11 protein-coding genes are annotated in these 18,985 nt (G+C 60.6%); 7 read left to right on the top strand and 4 right to left on the bottom strand.

Going from position 1 to position 18,985, the window contains the following annotated elements; translation table 11 throughout:
- Nucleotides 1-199: 199 nt before the first annotated feature.
- Complete coding sequence (locus ABFP37_RS05455) at nucleotides 200-1,468, bottom strand: hypothetical protein (RefSeq protein ID WP_347032959.1); 1,269 nt, start codon at nucleotides 1,466-1,468, stop codon at nucleotides 200-202.
- A gap of 819 nt (nucleotides 1,469-2,287) precedes the next feature.
- On the bottom strand, nucleotides 2,288-3,061 hold the full coding sequence (locus ABFP37_RS05450) for a metallophosphoesterase (protein WP_347032958.1): 774 nt from the start codon (nucleotides 3,059-3,061) through the stop codon (nucleotides 2,288-2,290).
- Nucleotides 3,062-3,480: 419 nt separating this feature from the next.
- Between ABFP37_RS05450 and ABFP37_RS05445 the strand changes: the two genes are divergently transcribed.
- The gene (locus ABFP37_RS05445) at nucleotides 3,481-3,756 is read left to right on the top strand and encodes a hypothetical protein (RefSeq protein ID WP_347032957.1); all 276 of its coding nucleotides are present in this window, start codon (nucleotides 3,481-3,483) and stop codon (nucleotides 3,754-3,756) included.
- A 74-nt stretch (nucleotides 3,757-3,830) separates the two neighbouring features.
- On the opposite strand, the gene ABFP37_RS05440 is transcribed toward ABFP37_RS05445, so the two are convergent.
- Complete coding sequence (locus tag ABFP37_RS05440; RefSeq protein WP_347032956.1) at nucleotides 3,831-4,367, bottom strand: hypothetical protein; 537 nt, start codon at nucleotides 4,365-4,367, stop codon at nucleotides 3,831-3,833.
- A gap of 647 nt (nucleotides 4,368-5,014) precedes the next feature.
- Between ABFP37_RS05440 and ABFP37_RS05435 the strand changes: the two genes are divergently transcribed.
- The 5 genes from ABFP37_RS05435 to ABFP37_RS05415 all read left to right on the top strand — a co-directional run bounded on the left by ABFP37_RS05435 (nucleotide 5,015) and on the right by ABFP37_RS05415 (nucleotide 12,013).
- Nucleotides 5,015-5,752 carry a hypothetical protein gene (locus ABFP37_RS05435; RefSeq protein ID WP_347032955.1) on the top strand — a complete coding sequence of 246 codons (738 nt, stop codon included), beginning with the start codon at nucleotides 5,015-5,017 and terminating at the stop codon, nucleotides 5,750-5,752.
- A 129-nt stretch (nucleotides 5,753-5,881) separates the two neighbouring features.
- The gene (locus ABFP37_RS05430; protein ID WP_347032954.1) at nucleotides 5,882-6,709 is read left to right on the top strand and encodes a TnsA-like heteromeric transposase endonuclease subunit; all 828 of its coding nucleotides are present in this window, start codon (nucleotides 5,882-5,884) and stop codon (nucleotides 6,707-6,709) included.
- A complete protein-coding gene (locus tag ABFP37_RS05425) occupies nucleotides 6,706-8,838 on the top strand; it encodes a Mu transposase C-terminal domain-containing protein (protein WP_347032953.1) in 2,133 nt (710 codons plus the stop codon). The genes ABFP37_RS05430 and ABFP37_RS05425 overlap by 4 nt, the downstream gene beginning before the upstream one ends.
- Nucleotides 8,839-9,987, top strand: coding sequence for a TniB family NTP-binding protein (locus ABFP37_RS05420; protein ID WP_347032952.1), 1,149 nt, complete (start codon nucleotides 8,839-8,841; stop codon nucleotides 9,985-9,987). It begins immediately after the preceding gene.
- A complete protein-coding gene (locus ABFP37_RS05415; protein WP_347032951.1) occupies nucleotides 9,974-12,013 on the top strand; it encodes a zinc-ribbon domain-containing protein in 2,040 nt (679 codons plus the stop codon). Before ABFP37_RS05420 ends, ABFP37_RS05415 begins: the two co-directional genes overlap by 14 nt.
- Before the next feature lie 40 nt (nucleotides 12,014-12,053).
- On the opposite strand, the gene ABFP37_RS05410 is transcribed toward ABFP37_RS05415, so the two are convergent.
- Entirely contained in the window at nucleotides 12,054-13,604 is a 1,551-nt protein-coding gene (locus ABFP37_RS05410) for a hypothetical protein (RefSeq protein ID WP_347032950.1), read from the bottom strand.
- 548 nt (nucleotides 13,605-14,152) lie between these two features.
- On the opposite strand from ABFP37_RS05410, the gene ABFP37_RS05405 reads away from it, so the two are divergent.
- Nucleotides 14,153-18,967 carry a DUF3883 domain-containing protein gene (locus tag ABFP37_RS05405; protein WP_347032949.1) on the top strand — a complete coding sequence of 1,605 codons (4,815 nt, stop codon included), beginning with the start codon at nucleotides 14,153-14,155 and terminating at the stop codon, nucleotides 18,965-18,967.
- Nucleotides 18,968-18,985 lie beyond the last annotated feature (18 nt).

The raw sequence follows: 18,985 nt of genomic DNA, 5'->3' as shown, positions 1-18,985 counted from the left end.
TCCTTTGTGTGGCTGGGCGGGAGCCATCATTTTATCCGCGTGGGCAGCGGGAGCCGACTGGCAATATTCGGGGCATGACCGGCCAGCGCTGAGCTCGGCCAGAAGCGTGGCGGGTCAGCCCTTAGATTTCGTCGTCGCCGAGAGCGTCGGGGGTTCCCATGCTTAGAGCCGTTGTTGCGCGGTCGGTCCGGCGGGCGGACTAAGGTGCCGTCCAACCAAGCAAGTGTGTTTCGTGTGAGCCGACGTACCAGCGCCCGGTGACCCTTGAGTATCGAAATTCCCCGAGGAGTCCTATCCCCCTTGAAAGGACTTGGACCACGCGCTCATCGTCGTCACGGAGCGGCGGCAGGTTGTTGCCTTCTTCTCGGAGAGCCTCCCACCAGCCGCTGTATTCGTCGAGAGCGATGACGGCGCGGTTCCCGTTGACGAACACAGTCCGCGAAGGCCTTGGGTTGTCCAGGCGCCCAAGTTGCCAGTGGATATGAGTCTGCATGTGGAGTTGGCCCGCAAATTCTAGTTGCCGGCGTCCGTAGTCCGATGACGCCAGGAATGAACGGCCAGCCCTCGCGGACTCTTGAAGGTTTGTCTGTTCATGAGTTAGGCCCCTAGCCAGTTTGTAGCCAGGACCGTAGGTCCAGAAGCTGAGCGCATCCTGTCCGAGCGCATGAGCCAGAGCCCATTTGCCCCACTGCCGCTTAACTAGCTTCAGGACCGGATCATCCACCGGCATGCCCAAATTTATCCATCGAGCAATACCGACGGCTGGATCTATCCAAGAAAGGCAGCCGAACATCAACAGTGCCAGCGGGGCGAAGTAGGCGCATCTCGGCTCGACGTCCGAATCGAGGGGCGGTCGCGGTGGGAGGGTCCAGGCAGCGTCCCAACCCGCCAGACAGGCGTGAAGCTGCGCTACTCCGGTGACCCAGGGGGCGTGATCGTGAATTCCGGCGGCCGGGGCGGGATGCCAGTCAGCATTTTCGTTCGGGCGAAGCGAAAAAGGAGCAGGCTCCTGCAGATCCGTGTCCAGGCAGGCAGCCGCGGCGACCGTGCGCATGATCAGAAGTCGGGCAAGCCCGGACATCACCGTCAGCTGGCCGATCTCGTCGGGCAGTGCTGATGGGATGGCCAGCAGCTCTAGATATTCGACTACTTGGCACATCGGCAATCCCGAGACTTCTTGTTCCATCTCCAAGGAATTGCGCGTGGCAAGTCGGGAGAGGCCGGGGAGGTACTCCTCCCTGCGCTGGGACATGACTGGGGTATTAGCTTCAGTTACGAGGCCTTTGTCCCAGAGCAGTGCGATCTTCTGCGCAATCATGTCGAGAATGGTCTGGGAATCGTCCTGTAGATCAGCCCACTTGAAGTCCCACCGGAGGGAATCGCCGCACGCACTGAGTGCACTTCTCCTTTTGGTATCAAGTCGAATCAACTTCGAAGCGATTTCAACCTCGCGTTGGGCCGTTGTCATGTAGTTTCGGATCCCTCTCCCAGTCGTCGTTACTCGTGGCTGCCTAGACATCCCAGCCAAGTCTCGACTGAAGCCTACGGGAGGATGGCGCCGCTGTCCGACGTCCGAAGGGGTTAGCCACGACACCAAGACGAATAGCTGCCACCGGCCTAGAATCGATCCATGGCAGACATTGCTGAATTGCAGGTCGCCGAGGAGTGTGCCCCTGACAAATGGATGGCCCGCGGCTCCGCGGACCGTTTGGAGTCGGTCGACGGCTCTTGGTTTGGGGAGTTGTGATGGCTGGTCGGCACGCTGGCCCCGATGCAACATTTCAGGGCCTTGCCTCGGTTTCCTGCCATGATCTTTGTCCCTGTGGTCGTCGGGACCCTCGGACGTTATCCCTTGACGAACTGGCCAAGGATGCGAAGGCGTATAGGGGCGTGCAGCGGGCTGCGGCCCGTCTGCGGCTTGTGACTGATCGCAAATTGGAAAGCGAGCCCACCCCTGAGTGGGTGGTTGATCTCGCACAGGAGCAGGGCGACCCGGTTCTGGTTGCAGGTTGGGTTGAAAAAGCTATCGCACGTCTCGACAGGGAAGCCCGCAAACATTGTCCATGCCGTTGCCACGGGCGTAAGACCCAGCCGGAATTAGACAACGAGGCCAGACAGTCCCGGAATCTCCAACGGGCTGGTGCCCGCCTGCGAAAAGTCCTGGATGAAAGATTGGATCGACCCACGCCCGACACCGTCCTGCACTTGGCAGCCGAAGACGACGAATAGGACCGCGGGTCTTGCCGCCGTAAAGGTGGTGTTGTTCCGGTCTGCATGCAACTTGGCCCTATGTCCCCCGAATTTCCAGTGGTTCGATGCGCAGGGGAGACCGACCCGGCAGAACGAGGACGCCGTTGCCGAAACGAGAGTGTTCCATGTTCAGGACGTCCACGCGGGTGGTGGTTCCATTCGGGTGATTCAGTTCGTGTATGCGGCGCTGATGCCAGTGGCCGCAAAACAGGTGCGGAACAATCATCGAATTGACTACCTCTCTGAGGAGGTTGCGGGTGATGTCGGCCTTTCTGTTGAGTTCGTCGCTGAGGTGGAAGTCGCCCTCGAGGGGAACGCCTGCAGGCGCGTCGTGGGTAATTAGGATGTCTACGGGGCCGCCAGCTACGAGTGCGGCGGCTTCCTCTGGCGTCGGCTCTTCGTTTCGCCACCAGTCTTTGCCTTCAGTCCTGTGTTGGTAGTCGACGCTGAACGCACCCCCTAACCCGCCGACGGTCAGCCCCTCAAGGTCGGTACGGCCGCCCCTAGGCAGGATGCGGATATTCGAACGGAAAGTGGCTAACCCGTCTGAGTCGACGTCGAGCTTTTCCAGGGTGTCCCAGTTGTCGTGATTGCCGCCGGAGACGACAAGGGTGAGTCCTAAGTCCGCAAGGTATTTGTTCAGCTTGGCCTCGTAACGACCGCGCTTGGCGCCAGGCCAGTCAAGACCAAAGTCGCCGACGTGAATGGCCGTGCGGGCGCCCTCACGAGCTGCAGACCGTATGGCTGTCAGAGCCCAGCCGGTATCGCCATGCCAGTCGCCGAAGACGGCAAGGGGCTGGGGACCGGGCATCCACACAGCATAAAGTAACCCCTTTCGAACTTGATGAAGGGACACTCGACATCGTCACCCGTGGGCGCGAGCGTCCGGCCCTATTGTTTACCGGAAGGCGGCCGAGGTACTGCTCGACCACCGGCGACGCGCTACAGGCGTCTGCTGGCCCGGCTGTCCGACGCACTGCTGGCTCCAATGCGGCGAGGCCGACCCCCTAACTCGCCGGATGATCATCCAAAGTCGCTTCTAGCGCCCATCCTGCCCAGTTCAATCTTCTAAACGAATGCCCGCAAATGACCCTGTTCCATGATCTTGGACGGCACCCGCGATCACTGTCATTGGATCGAATGCGGCTGCTGCTTCCAGACGCCCCCTAAGCGCGTTTCGGCTGAATCCGCGCCGGACGCCATGCTCGGCGGGGGGCTAGGCTGGGCGCCATGGCGAACATCCTCTATGCGGGGCAGACAATATCAATGCCAGAAGCGGTTAACGTCGACGAACTAGCCGATTTTCTCCTGAACGCGTACGCCAAAGGGAGCTATTCATGGCTGTGGGTGGATGTGGCGGGCGCTCACCCGAAACGCATACAGCTGATGGTGGGCCCGGGTATTCCAGTAGCCATCGTCAGTGACCAGGCGGACAGCCACGAATTTGAGAAGGGGAATGAAAATACGGGGACATTCATCGAACCGGCAATGGATCCAGGCACCTGAAGCATCCGGCCGCGAGCCTACGTAAAGGAACTAATGTGCAGACGGCTGCGGCGCTTTGTCAGCAATGTCCGGGATTAAGCTATCGGATTCCGCGCTTCGGTGGAGGGTTCCGCAGCTGCACCCGGCTCCGAGGATGATTGAGAATCCGGTGGCGACGCGTTCCTCCTGGCGTTGTATTCGATTTCCGCAGCCTTCGCCAATTTGAGTTCCGCAGCCACAGCCTCCCTCATGAGGTTGAACGCCTCGTGGCGCTTCAGCGCGGCTTCGATTTTTTGGTCGGCGGCGATCTGTTCGGGCGAGCGGGTCTCGTTGACCTCCAGTAACGCCGGGATGACCAGGCCCAGAAGTCGTTCGGCGTCCGCAATATCCTCGAGTCGCATCAGGGCTTCCCCCCGAAGGACCTTTGCCATCCGGTCATAGCTAACGCCGGCAAGCTTTGCGTAGCTGCGGACGTTGTATCCCTTGTCCCGGAGCGTGCCGATGATTGTCACTGCAAGGGCATGTTGTAGACGGGCGGTTGCGATCCGCTTATCTTCCGTTTCCGTGCTCCCTTCGAGCCAAGAGATCCTCGCTACCTTGCCGAAGTATGGCCGGTCCGTCGGGACGGCCATAAGGCGGGGCTGGAAACGAGGGGCACTCATGGCCTGATTTTAGGCTATGCACCGGAAACACGACTGCCACAGTCTTCAAGTCTCACGCCTCAATCTCGAGGGTTTCGCAGAGTGATTTTGGAGGTTACCGGCACTTTCAGCCAGCCCTCTGGGCTCTTGACACGCCCTTAGGGCGGAGTAGATTTGGGGAAGACGCCTAACTGAAATGTCGGTCGCGTCGAGACAACAGAGGTCCTGGCAGTGTTGCCAAACCCTGATTAGAAGTGTCGTTGAAACTGTGCGTTCTGCGGAACGCAAATATGTAGTCGCGTCGGCTTGGGTAATCTCCGCCCGTGCCAAGTCGACGCCGATATTGAGGGTGGATCCAGGTCAAGGGCAGCGGCACGACGCCGAAGATAAACATGCCAGACGAGACTCTAAGCGTGGTACTGAGCGAGAACCTGAGCGACTCGTTCCGGAACTTCAACGAATATGCGCACGACGTCCTACGTCGGTGGGAACGCAGAATAGAAAGATGCGCCGTCATCCTGCACAGGCGGATGAGCGACCTCGAACCCTCCGGGATTCCTCCTCGCAGCGGTTGCCACCATCAGCACCGCCGGAGGAATGCGCGTCTCCGGAAACGGGGCCAGGAGGACTGCTCGTACTTGAACGACACGTCTTCGTCCGGGCCTTCGCCGGTGCCACTGCTCGTGGTGGCCAAGTTTGTCCCCCGCGAACGGATGCCGCTCTCGATGCTTTATCCCATGCCTAACAGGATCTTCAATCTACGTGCCTTCCTGCCTGGCAGCGAAGCGCAAATCAGCTCGCTAACTTCTGCTGTGAGGGTCAAAACCTCAACCGGGCAGCCCGGGGTGGCGAATCTGAGCATCATGATTGACAAATCAAACCGGTCGATACCGGCAACGAGCGTCCAGGCGCGGGATGCGCGCCCGCACATCGCAAACCTCATCGCCCAGGCGCTGGCCCCACCAGCGAACAGACCCGTCGGGAAGCTGTTATGCCGCGGGGAATTGCAGCGGATGAACTTTCCTTGGCCGGCCCTCCTCAATAATGCGACGCACGCGGCGGCTGCTGCCCGACGTCCCCCCGTCCGGCCGTCCAGGATTCTGACGGACGACGAGGACTACCGATCCCGTCGCCTCTGCCGTAAACGCGGTATCACCCTCGTCACCACCCCAAAGACACTGTGGGCCTATGCGGTTGTTGAACGCGCCTTCAGCAAGATCCAGAAAGAATTCGTCGATAAGTTACCTGGGCAACCTCGCAGCGGTTACAGAAGCAGGGACAGCGGTGAGGAGGACCTCATCCTGCTCGAGGATTTAGCCATCCTGTTTGACCGCTGGGTCGTCCAGATATGGCCGTCCGTGCGGGGAGATTACTAGGAAAAGCAGCCACTTCCCAACCAGAGCGGCTGAAGGGTTGAGGCCTTAGTCAGTCGGGGCGTTGTCGTGGCGCCGCCATATTCTGTGGCGCGCCTCATTTGGAAAACAGGTCCAGAAAACGAGGACTCAATGCATGATTCTGGAGCAGAAGAAGCGCCCCGAGGCAGCCTCGAAATCCGGCGGATAGGAAAGAACCAGGCGACTTCGTCGCACCCCTTCAGGGGTATCAGTATCAAGGACGGTCTTGAAGAAGTCCGTTGGCTTTACCCGGAATCGAAGCGTGACGGCGAGGTGCATGTCGTGGACGGAACACCGTTCACAGGTGACCTCTCACGAGCTGTTCCCGTTCGCACCGGTTACAAGCACCCCCAGCGGATCAACCATGAAGGTCTGTACGTCGTGGGGCAGACCGGCGAACAGGTTTGGTATGAGTCGATGGAGGAATACGTGGCGCTTATGCAGCTTGAGCACACGATGTCCATCGCCGCGATTGCCTCGCAGCCGTGCTGCTTCCTGCTTCGCGGGGAGATGGCCCACTATCCGGACTACGCGGTTAAGACCAGCGACGCGGCGACCATCGTCATTGATGTACGCAGCATGAAGTTCACCACCCCGCGCGACATCGTCAAGTTCAATCGAACAGCCCAGGTTTGCGACCGGCTCGGTTGGGGGTACACCGTGATCGAACCCCTGCTCGGATACGAAGAGCGGAATTTGGTGTGGCTCGCCGGATACCGCCACCGGTACGCCGCACCCGACGAGGAACTGGAAGAACGTATCGTCGCCGCTGCCACAGCGCCCATTGAACTGATGCACTTGGCACGCGGTTTGGATGCGGACCTCGAATGGCGGTACCTGCCGGCTATCTTCCACCTCATGTTCACCCGGGTCCTTGACTACGACGGCAGCACTTCACTATGTGATGAAACCCGGATCTGGATCCGTGAAAAGTCATGAGCAACCCGCTGGAACATGACCCGGCACGGCCGATCGTGATTGATGGGGTCGATTACATGATGGAAGGGCAACAGGGATCAGACCTTGCACTGTTCAACACTCTGACCGGCCAGACGCTGACCATTAAGTACACGGCGGTGATGCGCCGCTGCGGGCTGTCGGACCTGTCCCTGGAAAATGTTGTTATGGCGCGCGCGGCCGACGAGCACCTAACGCCTCTGGCGAAGTGGAAGAAGGACTTCTTGACCCGCCACGTCGAGGAAGTCGCTTATGGCAAGCCCCTCGACGCAGAATCGTACCGTCCCGAGTACGACCCGGAGAACTCCACCCAGAATGAACGGCTCGACAGGAAGGCCCGGGAACTTGCACCGCTGTACATGCGGGGTACATCCCGCTCCAACCTGAAAAAGCTCGTAGGCAAACTGAAGAAACAGGACTCCGCCGGACTGGTGGACGGCCGCTCCACCCGTATTCAGGATCCGTTCGCCGGCATCGACTCCCGGCTGTTCACGATGATGGCCCGGCGGGTGGAAGAAAAGAAAAACGATTCAACTCCCACGACCCAGCAGCTCGTCGCCGAGGTCCGTGGTGATTGGATTGAAAAGTACCCGGGCGAAATGGGCCTGCTGCCCTCCGAGAAAACCCTGCGCCGCAAGTTCAAAATACTTACCGCGGGCCGCTACACCACAGGCAGCGCCAACAATCGCCGCACCAACGAGGGAAGTCCGAAACGCTACGTCGCTGCACGGCCCGCGTACGCCCCTGGGGAACAAACCCAGATCGACAGCACGCCAATCGACATGATGGTGCTCGACGACAACGGCAAACCCGTCCGGCCCACCCTGACCACGTTGATCTGCGTCGCGACCCACAGCATCCTTGCGGCGATGGTTACGGTTGGCGTGAAGGGCATCGACCTGGTCTACTTGCTGGCCAAGGCGCTGTCGATCCCGGAACTGCGGCCCGGTCCCGCCCTGCCCTTCAACCTGAACGAGATCCGGGCCATGCCGTGGGCGGCAGCACTTATCGAAGCGGACCTGGACGGTAAGGACACAGGCCGGCCCATCATAAGAATCCAACGCATCGTCATGGATCTCGGCCGCGACTTTCAGTCCAACGCCGTGCTGGCTGCCTGCCATATGCTCTGCATCGACATAACGAACGCGGCACCCGGAACCGGGACCGACAAGGCCATCGTCGAACGGTCACACCGCACCATCAAAGACATGTTCGTCAGGCACCTGCCCGGCTTCACGGGAGGCAACCCGGATACCCGTGGCAAAGACGTTGAAAAGCGCAAAGACCTGATCAGCATCCACACGCTCGCCTACGTTCTGGATCTGTGGATCCGCCAGGTCTGGCAGAACCTAGAGACGGATGCGCTGCGAAACCCCGAGCACCCCGGCCGTCGATACAGCCCCAACACCATGTACGAGGCCCTCACATACCGTACCGGATGCCTATTCACCCCCATCACCCGGAACACCTACATCAGCATGCTGCCAGTTGAGGAGAGAAAGATCGGCCGCGTCGGATTTCCATTACACAACAGGCGGTACGACAGCGCCGCCTTGGATCCATACCGCGGCAAACCGTCGGGAAATAAGCTGGCCAAGGACCTCTGGCGTGTCCATTACGAACCGGACAACCCCGCCGCGGTCTGGGTCTACGTTACCGAGCTGGACTGTTTCCAAGACGCAGGAAAGTACATCGAATGCCCCTGGGTGAACGCCGACGCGTTCGACTCGCCCTTCTCACGTGCGACCCGTGAAAGTGCCGAGAACATCGCCGCGCTGGGGCTACAGATTAGTGCTAAGGAACGCAGCGATCTATCCAGACGGCTGGCAAAGGGCGCCGCCGCAGCGGCAGAAAAGGAATCCCGTGCGGCGGCGGACCGCGAGCAAAAAGCGAAACTGGCCGACGAACAAGGCATCGGACGTCCCAAACCCAGGACGGTCGTGGAGCCCGAAGACACCCCCGAAATGTGGGCCGGCGCCGCCAGCGCCAGTGCTTACAAACTGTTTGACCCCGACGACATCGTGAACACTATGGACCACATGCACGACCGGTCCGGGGACATCGCGGCGGACGCGCCGGAAAACCGGAAGCCCGACGAAGAAGGCCTCTAGATGCCCCACGATCCTGCCGCCCCATCCGGAGTGGACGCCGTCACATCGAACGGTCTCCACCGGCTCAGCGGGCCCATCGAGGACGACAAGTCCCTCATGAGGTGGGAGTCCCTGAACAATCTGCTCGGCCCAAGCCGGAAAGAATTCCAGATGATCGACCGGCCCTCCTATGACGCTCTGGAATCTGAAGACAGGATGGCATTCAACCGGGCCCGCATCCGATACATGGCCGGAGGCATGATCATCACGACCTGCACAGTCCTTGACCTCATCAGGCAGTTCACCAAGGCCCACATGATGAACGACGGATCACTAATCGGCAGACGCGGCGTAATGCTCTCGTCACCGGCTTCCACCGGCAAATCCACGGCTTGCCTCGCATTGATTGAGTACTATCTGTCCCGCTATGAGAAGGACTATCCCGGGGCCATCGCAGAGGGGGCCGTTCCGGCCATCTACGTCTCCATACCCGCCACCCGGACCGTCAAAGGCGTCCTCCAGCGGATCGCACGGTTCCTCGCGCTGCCGTTCAAGAATTCGGACACCGAAACAGACCTGGCAGCCATGCTGCAGGCCACGCTGCCCGCCGTATCCACAAAACTGATCGTCCTCGACGAAGTTCAAATGCTGGGCAATGCCGCATCACTCTCCCGCCCCGCCGTGAACAACCTGAAGGACCTGACAAATTACTTTGAAGGCACCATCGTTTATTCAGGGCTGGAGCTGAAGGACTCCGAGCTTCTGCAGAATGACGAGGGACTGCAGCTCAAGCGCCGCGTCTTCAACGTCGAGGTCATCGATTTCACCGGAAAGATGACTGACAAGATGACGGATGAATGGGCCAAAATCGTAGCCGGATTCGCTGAAGCGCTACCCCTCTACGCAACAACTCCAGAACTACTGAGCGCAGAGGCCGGCTGGCTCCATTGGTTTACCGGGGGCAACATCGGAACCCTTAAGGCCGTCCTGCTCGACGCCGCCGCCAGTCTCATCCTGGAAGACAAACCAGGACAGGAGACGATCACCCGGGGACTCCTGGAACTGTCCGTTCGTGACTACGCGGCAGAAACCGGGAACACGAACACGGAGCCGGCGGCGCCGCTGCAGGGAGCTGGCAACCGAAGAAGACTAGGCCATGCCGGAAACTGAACCGATCCACGCCCTGCCGGTGGCGCTGCGGATCAAGGCGTGGCCCGGAGAAACCGTGTACAGCTTCGCCAGCCGCCTCGAGCGCAAACTAAAGGCCACCAAACGAGTCATCAACCACCTCGCCTACTGCGACGCCACCCGGGTCATCGGTAAGAACGCAACGCCGCGGCAGACCACCGAACGAATGATCAGCATCTGCGAGGCAATGTGCGTTCTGCCGCCCGGCACACTGGCCCGGGTAGCTCCGGTGAACAACCGCCCCTTTTCCTCACACCTGTGCAGCGAGTGCGTCGGAGGAATTGCCGTCGAGCACGAGTGGAACGGCGGAAGGTATACCTGCGAACGACACCGCAGATGGATAGCACCCGGCCCTTCACCGAAAAAACCTTCGGCATTTGAACCCCATCCCCCTGGAGACTACGCTCTGACGCAACTTAGCCAGCCCGTGATCGACGCTGACCTCCGCATTGCGGAGCTCCTCGCCGAAGGTCGGATTTCAGTTGCGCTGATCGACGAGGTTGTACGCCGGATCGACTCGGCCCGCGGCCGAGAACACTGGGGGATCCCCCGTCCTTGCGATCTTCCTGTAGCCGCCGCAGCCTTGGCTGCGCTCACCGATCCTGACATACACTCCATCGTTCTCGACGAGACGCTTTCGTTCGCGGAACGATACGCAAGGCTGTGGACCGTCCTGGTGGACTCCGGTGCGGCACTCAGCCCGGAGCTGTGCGATCGGCTGTGGCTCCTACTGAGGCAGACAATTGCATGGACCCGGACGACTTTCTTCAACGAAGCCCCCGTGGATGGGTTCGAGCCCATCATCGTGCCGGAGCCTTCGCTCAAACTCCCTTTAGCCCGCTATCCACTGGAGCCATTTCGCCGATCCATGGCCTGCCTTCGGACGGCCGGAACGAACGCCGACGAGTGGTGGCAGGACCGTTACACGGTCGTTCAGTCTTCGCCCGTCAAGGCCCCGCTGCTGATGTGTGACAACGGGCATGTTCAAAGGACACTAAAGCACCACGCTCGCCGGATCGAGGGCGAAGACTTCCGCTGCTCCATATGCACCGGCCAACGAGTCGTAGCCGGGCTGAATTCCTTGGCGGACCTCATGCCTAAAATAGCCGCTGACTGGGATCAAGCCGCGAACGGCGACTTAACTCCATTCATGGTTACTCCGGGAGCCAACATAAAAGTCGGTTGGATCGACGACAACAGTCACCACTACGACGCATGGATCCCGAACCGGACCCTGCAGGGCACCGGATGCCCATTCTGTGCAGCGAAGGCGGTCCTGGCCGGTCTTAACGATTTGACCACTACGCATCCTCAGTTGGCCGCCCTCTGGGACGACGAGGCAAACAGAGACCGGAAAATCACACAGGTTTCAGCTGGAAACTCAAAAGACAACATCCACCTGCGTTGCGACAAAGGGCATCCCTTCCCCCGCACGCCTGCAAACCTTGTAAAAACCGAGGGGCGCTGCCCGACCTGCCACGGCCGCACAGTAGTGCCGGGGGTCAACGATCTGGCTACGCTTCGACCAGATGTCGCAGCTTGGTGGCATCCACACAAAAACGGTGACCTCACCCCGGAAATGGTCACGCCGGGCAGCGGGCGGAGGGTGTGGTGGCTGTGCAATGACGGACATGAGTTCCCGGCCGACATCGACTACAGATGCCGGCAGAAGAACAGGACGTGCTCTGTGGACACAGGTTGGTGGTTGCTCGGGGGAGTGAACGACATCGCGACCAAGGAACCGGACTTAGTGACTGACTGGAACACTGTCAGGAACGGGATGCAGCCTTCGCAGACGGTCGCCACCAACAACCCGTGGTGGTGGACGTGCGCCTTTGGGCACGACCAGCACACAACGGTGGCCAGCCGCCGTCGCGCCGGGGGCTGCACTGACTGTGCGCCGGAGGACAGGGTGGCACAACCGGAGCGAACGTTCGACCGGGGCAGGCAGGGCTGGGATACGCGCAAGGCAATATCACCCACTCTCAGAAATCTGGACGACCCCTGATGCTGCCCGATGCATGCCCCTTACACGGTTGGTTTAGATGTCAGGAGAGGCCGATAGCTGCTTGAATTGCGGCCTGAGCTACACCCGCACCAATCGACCCAGCGGCGTCAGCGATCCAAGTGCCGGTGCTCTTGAGGAGTCGAATCATCCCGCTCGAGTTCTTTCTCTCAGCCTCACTTGCGGCCAGGGCTAGCTGATCCGCGGCCTCAGTAGCACCCTCGTCGTTGCTTGCCCGGAAGTGATCACGAAGCTGGATGAGTTCCTTCAGGAGAGTCTCGCGATCGAACTCCTTGTTACCGATGGTCAAAGTATCCGCGGTGACGATGTCACCCTCTACCTTCGTATCATTGCCGAATACACCGATCTCGACCTTTGCATCGGGGCCGATCGCGCCGGCGGTGACCTGGCCATGGAACTGGAAATTCATCGTATTAACGCCTTCGTAGTAATGGTGGTGGTTGGTCGTTGGAGCCTGCTGGTGTATCTGATTGGCTCTTTCCATGCCGACGGTGGGCTGCTTGTCCACGAGCACGCTTTCAAGGAACCGGTTGATCTCGCGACCAACCTTCGGGCGCATCGCCCCCAGCATGCGTTCGTACTTTAGCTGAAGGTCGTCACCAAAGGTTCTCGAGGACACTGCGCGGAGCACGGACTCTGGTGATGCGTCTCCGATGGCCTTGTCATCCTGCAGGGATTTCACACATTCACGAAGCGCAAACTGCAGCGCGTCAAAGCCATACTCCCCCTTCTTTTCGGCAATCGGCAGGGAATGCTGTGTCAAGGAGGCGATACAGCCCATCAACTCCGAGGCCGAGTGCAGTCGCAGGAGGTGTATTCGCAACTCTCGGATCCGCTTACGGACAGCCTTCGCGCCCCACTCGCTCGATAGCACGTGCACCCGTAGTTTTTTCCCATCCGGCAGCGTCACATCGCGGCTAGCTAGTTGAATCTGGCTCCCTCTAATTCGTTTGGCGCGGAAGGATTTGGGAAGTAGGGCCGTGAGACCCGGCGCCTCCACCACGACCGCCATCAGCCCGGAGTCGACCAACGGATCACCCCCGCGCTCATTTGACGTACTCAACGCATAATGTCTCGCGAGCGGTTTACCCAGCTTGAAGAGGGGGTGCGTACGCCCGGGTTCGTCTGAACGAAGGTGTACTGGCAGGGTGGCTCCTGAGGCGATCAGGTCAAACAATTCCTCCAGATCGAACTGTCCACTACGGGGGTAGGCCTGCCCACCCGAACCCACCAGATCAATCCGCAAACCAAGGTCAACGTCCAATAGTGCAGTTGTCCCAGGAAGGGCGAGCCATGCGCGCTTTCGAATTGCATACACATGACAGTGCTCGGTTTGACGATTCAGGGCTTGTACTTCGAATGGCGGAAATGTCAGCGTCCGATTGAGATCGGCGAAAGCATTTTCGTGTGGCCATCGCTCAATGGCTTTGCTGGGGCGCTTCGTGACTCTACCCATTCCCCGAACAAAGTCTCCATCCCGCCACATTCGGGGGAGCATCACGGATTTAGCGACGCGCTCGTCAGCGGCAAAGCTCCGAGCGTCTAATAGGGGCAGCCGGTAGGTCGCAAGCATTCCCCGAGTCTACTGATCATGTCGAATTGGGCACACTTCCCCTTCGTGCGAAACTCAGGGGAAGTCGGCATTAGCCTCGACGCCCCGTAGGATCCCGTCGACTCCGATGGTCCCGGTCCTAATGAGCGCTCGTTCGACATGCTACTGCGGCACACACCATAGCGGCAAGACAACCCGTTGACTCATAGAAAACCTCCGCGTAGCCGGACTCGTTGCCTCGGTTGAAAACCTCCGCGTAGCGGCGTGGTTCACGGCGGTGGCGGCGGATTCGGCTTGTGCGCGCTTTCATGGAGCTAACGATGGGCCAGCGCCAGGCTGTTACAAAGAAGAAAGCCCTCGCCCACCAGAGCGCCGATCGTGCAGGGAAGAGCCGGCTCCTGAACGAGCTGGTCGAGTTGACCGGTTGCACCGCGACTACGCCCGCGAGGCCCTGGTCCTGAAGATCGTGAAGCCCAGACCTGGGCGGCCGCCGGTCTACGGCCCGGATCTGCTGCCGCCGCTGATCAAGTGCTGGGCGGTTTGTCGGACCCATGTGGTGGAATAACTACGTGACTGCGACGACGACCCCGCCCGATGACATCCTGGAGCGCATTTGCCGTGAGAACCTCGCTGTGTACCGAGAGTCACAGGGCCGGCTCCAGGAGGACGTCAGCCAAGAGGCGCAAGTCGCCCATGACTATCGCGGGCGTCTCGTGTACGAACTCCTTCAGAATGCCGATGACGCACTGGGTGGCGTTACGAGGGCCGAGGACAGGGCCTTGTTTCGACTCACCGATGAGGAGCTGTGGGTTGCCAACACGGGGCGCCCCTTCACCGAGGCCGATATTCGGGGACTGTGCGGCCTTGGAGCCAGTTCCAAGGCCCAGTCAGACGGTCCTAAGCGTGCCAGCATCGGTCATAAGGGGTTGGGCTTCAAGTCGGTCCTCGAAATCACTGACAGCCCCGAGGCCTACTCAGAGACGGTGAGTTTCCGACTGGGACGGGAGCAGGCGGAAGCGCAGGTGTCTCTGCTCTGGAAGGAGTATGACCGCGGCAAGGTCCGCGGGGTGCCGGCGATGCGGTTCCCGTGGGCGATCGCCGAGGTGCACAAAACTTGGGACGAGCTCCGTGCAGCCGGCTATCACAGCGCCTTTCGATTCCCGTTCCACGAACGCGTCAGCTCCGAACAGAAGGCAGCACTCGCGCATCAATTATTGAACCTTCCGATGACCAGCGTGCTCTTTCTCAAGCACCTTGAAGAAGTGGTCATTGAGGTTGCGACCTCCAGCGAGAAGTCAGACCGTCAGTGGCTCTTGGAGAGGCACCGAGTGACCTCCGCTGGCGTCGAGCGGTGTGTCGGCCTGACCGAATCGGGCCTCTTTAGAGTCGACTTGGTCAACCGGGAAGGTGCGGGTGACCGCTACTGGGTCGCTCACGACGGCAACGTGCGCATCGGCGACCACCGCGATGGCTTGACCGGGCCCGCATGGGAAGGCGTGGACGTCACCGAGGTGTCAGTCGCAGTCCGGGATGCCGAGGACCCCCAGATCAAGACGGAAGACCGCCGGTTTCACGTCTTCCTGCCTACACAGGAGCCTTTATCCTGCTCGCTACTGGTCAACGGCGCCTTCACGACCGATCTTTCCCGCCAGCACGTTAAAGTTACGCACACCGCGTCGAACTACAACGGGTATCTCGTACGCCGCGCAGCCGAGACATTCGTGCAGACGCTCATGCCTCACCTCATTGCCGAGGGTGGCCCACGTTACGTCCTGCGAGTTCTGGATCGAGACGAAAGCGACGCCGGGTCGGCCGGCGGACTCCTCGCCGAGGCCATTGCTAGCGCAATGACAGGTGCCCGCTTCCTGCCATCAGGACCGAATGAACTCGCCCTCAATGAGGCGGTTTTTCCATCGCCCGATCTCGACGCGGAGGGGTCCGACTTCGCTGACCTGCTCAAGGCGGACTGCGTTGTGAACGGCAGACAATTCCCTGATCCCGAGTTCTGTGAAGGATCGCTTGCCAGGGTGTGTGCGGCCTACGGGTCAGTGGCACTCAGCCCGATTGACTCACTACGCGCCCTCGCGCACAACCTCGACACAGGGAAGACAGCGTTAAGACCAGGCCCCGACCCTCGTTATCGGGTTGACCCTGTACTTGATCTCTGCGCGCTCCTCTGGGAACGATCTGGCGCGGCGGATCGACAGGCCTTGGAGAAAAGCGCCCGGCTGGAACCGGTCTTCCCTGTCGGCGAGAACGACGATGGCACCGTCAGGCGGATAACCCTGGAAAGTGAAAGTGCGTTTTACCCGCCGCGCTCTTCCGCAGAGAAACTTCCCCTTCGTAAGTTGCAGTTCCTCGCACATGCGGTCTGCTGGGGCACCCTCGGCAGGACCGAACAGAGGTCGGTCCTGGAGCGCCAGATGAAGGCCTGGGACGCGCTCTTCGACATCAAAGAGTTCCGCTTCGAGGAGGTCATGCGCGCCGCAGTCCTCCCAGGTCTCACGCGCACCGCCGCGGCCGATGCCGAGTTGCGGGAGTCAAACCGCACCATCGAAGCACTCGCCACGATCTGTCGGTTGGCCGGAAAAACCACCAAACCCGACCAGCCCCTCCCCATGGGCCGACTGGGTTCGGACCGAGCGTTCTTCAATCTCAGCCGCCTTGACGTTCCGTGTCGAGCCGATGCCACCGGCGAGCTGACCTGGGCACCGGCCCATCAGGTCTACTTCGGAAGAGACTGGGTTGGAGATGACTCGGTCGAGGCGATCGTTGAAGCGATGGCCGCTGCGGGCGAGGTCATGCAAGTCCGATTCCTTGCATCGCCTGACGTGTTCGCCGAGTTCTCGTCCACCATCGGGGTCAACGAGGAAGACGACGCGAGTCCAGCGGCAATCGATCCCGACGAGGGAGAAGTCGACCTCGATGACGACACCGACGAAGCACTTGAGACGACCGTCGATGATCGGTGGCGCAACCTTTTCGCTTGGCTCGGAGTCAGCCGCGGTTTGAGACTGATCCACTTTCACGACGTTGACGACACGGGGACCGGGTGGACAAACACGAAGGGTCTCGGTCTCCCTGGTGGTTGGGCATTCTCAGGCCTGGACAAGGTCTGGTCCGAATACCAAGCGGATCTCGTCGGGGCACTCTCGTCCGATCCACGGTGGGAGCGGACGGATCACTATCTCTACCAGGTTCACAATCTTGATCGGCTCGATGAGATCGCCAGGGTCGCCCTCCGCAGGGACAACGACGTGGCCGAGAAGCTGCTCGACCACCTCGTTCGCAACTGGAACACCTACGCCCGCCACACCCAAGCCCAGTTGGCATTCGTCGGAGCCGGCAAATGGCCGTCGTCGCGCACGGCTCCACCGCGAGCAACGTCGGAAGAACTCGTCAATGCTGGCCCAGATCTATGGCTCTACCGACTTCGTCACCACGCGATTTGCCCCACGAGCCATGGCCCGCGGCGTCCAAACCAAAGTTGGCGTCGATCCGAGGAGCTCGTTCGTCGTCTGGGCCGCAGTGGGCGCGACGCCGACGACTACCTTCCTGTCCTCAAACAACCGACGGGGGTGCCGACGTCGACACTCCGCGCTTGCCTCGACGAACTACAAGTCCGCGGCGAGCTCACTCCGGCCGCGTTCACTGTCGAGGATGCACACGATCTCTGCGTACGCATCTCGCACATCTATCCGTCGGGTATCACCGACCAGGCACTGCGCTCAGAACTGCGGCCGATCTACCGCCAGATGTTCGAACTCCTGGTCGGCAGCACGGTGAACAAAGGGGTGCCACTCAGTGGCACCCCGCTCGCCGCGCGCACGGCGAGCGGGTACGAGTTCCTCGCCGCCCGAGACGTCGTGTACGCGTCGGTGTCAGGCAGCCGAGAACGGAGCGGTGTGCAGGACAAGGTGCCGTTGTTCGTTCTTGAGGCCGAGCCGGGAGCACTTCGTCCGCTCCGCGAGCTCTTCGGAACCCCACTCCTTGAGAGCGCGTTGGAGTGGTCGGCGGTGCCGGGCGAGACTGCTCTTGAAGCATCCGGCCTCGGCAGTTTCCGCCAAGGACTCCGAGACCTGATCCCACCGCTACTCGCCCGCCTCAGTGCCGATCGAGCTGACCGGAGTAGGGCCGACCAACGAGCCTTGACTGAATTCGCTGAGAAGTTGGAACCCGTGGAGTCGCTCAGTCTGAGCTGTTCATTCCGCGGTCAGAACCTCGGTGACATTCCCCAGCGGACGTACCACGTGCGGCGCTCCGAGGAACCAGGATTTCAAGGTTTCGCCGTCTGGTCCGGCCCTGCCTGGCCTCCGATAGCGGAGGACGCTCATACCTTGGCTATGGCGCTTGCGGAGACTTTGGAGGTCAACACTGTCGAGACCTTCTTATCGTTCATCAACGCGAACCCCGCGCAGCGACAGCAACTGCTCGATCTGGCCGGCGCCGCGGAGAAGCTGGAGGAGGTGCAGCAAGACCTTGCCGATCTCGGAGGTGGCGCTTATCAGGCCGATCAGCTGGCAAACCGCGCAGAAGGCAACGAGCTCGACACGACAGACGGCGCGTCAACAGAAGCGGCCACCGGGCACGCAGACCGAACCCTTCCCGCGGCGACCCGTGCCGCCCCGCGCATCCCGCTGCACCGCTTCGAGGACCTCCTGATAGACGGAGAACTCACCCGCATCGAGGGAACAGGTCTCCAACACGAGACCCAAGGAAGAAACGGTCAACCCGGAGCCGCAGGTGACGGACATGGCGACCAAGCGGGTGATTCTTCAGGCGCGCCAAGGGCAGCCGCCGGCACCGACCTGAACGAACTTGACCGTCTTGGCATGCGTATAACCTTCGGATTTGAGGAGCGACGATTCGTCGGGCAGAAGACCGTCGTACTCCCAGGAGAGACGCCCCCTGAGAATGCGGACGTGCTCATCGTCGACGTCAGCTCGCCGGAGATGATCGTAGCCGCTATCGAACAGTCCACCGTGGTCGGCCAAGTGTTTGACCAGCTCGCTGAGCAGGGCATCAGCGAGCTCTACCCCGGCTTCGACATTCTGACCATCCAAGGTGGTTCAATCGATCGAATGATTGAACTGAAGTCGTCCGGAGTCGACGCACAAGTTCAAGCCATGAGTTGGAACGAGTGGAAGACGGCCGGGGGAGAATTAAGAAATCACTTCTGGCTCTACCTCGTCGGCAATCTTCGCGCCGATCTCGAAAACGCTCCACCCTTCGTGAGAGCCGTGCAAGACCCATTCGGGACTCTTGCCTCCTCAAAATCGGAAGACGTCATACGCAAGCGGACCGTTCAACTCCGAGTACGCGAGTTCGCCGCTGCCGATCAACTCACCCTAGAGTTGCGACACGAGGAAGACCCGTCAGCCTAGGGCGACACCTGAGCAGGA

Source organism: Burkholderia sp. RS01, assembly GCF_039748055.1.
In the GTDB taxonomy this organism is placed as follows: domain Bacteria; phylum Actinomycetota; class Actinomycetes; order Actinomycetales; family Micrococcaceae; genus Arthrobacter.
The sequence above is the reverse complement of the archived record's forward strand: the minus strand, read 5'-3'. Positions and strand labels throughout refer to the sequence as shown.

Coding starts and splice junctions, on each gene's coding strand:
- ABFP37_RS05450 (WP_347032958.1), bottom strand. CDS start 3,061: ATGCCCGGTCCCCAGCCCCTTGCCGTCTTCGGCGACTGGCATGGCGAT.
- ABFP37_RS05430 (WP_347032954.1), top strand. CDS start 5,882: ATGCATGATTCTGGAGCAGAAGAAGCGCCCCGAGGCAGCCTCGAAATC.
- ABFP37_RS05425 (WP_347032953.1), top strand. CDS start 6,706: ATGAGCAACCCGCTGGAACATGACCCGGCACGGCCGATCGTGATTGAT.
- ABFP37_RS05410 (WP_347032950.1), bottom strand. CDS start 13,604: ATGCTTGCGACCTACCGGCTGCCCCTATTAGACGCTCGGAGCTTTGCC.
- ABFP37_RS05455 (WP_347032959.1), bottom strand. CDS start 1,468: ATGACAACGGCCCAACGCGAGGTTGAAATCGCTTCGAAGTTGATTCGA.
- ABFP37_RS05440 (WP_347032956.1), bottom strand. CDS start 4,367: ATGGCCGTCCCGACGGACCGGCCATACTTCGGCAAGGTAGCGAGGATC.
- ABFP37_RS05445 (WP_347032957.1), top strand. CDS start 3,481: ATGGCGAACATCCTCTATGCGGGGCAGACAATATCAATGCCAGAAGCG.
- ABFP37_RS05420 (WP_347032952.1), top strand. CDS start 8,839: ATGCCCCACGATCCTGCCGCCCCATCCGGAGTGGACGCCGTCACATCG.
- ABFP37_RS05415 (WP_347032951.1), top strand. CDS start 9,974: ATGCCGGAAACTGAACCGATCCACGCCCTGCCGGTGGCGCTGCGGATC.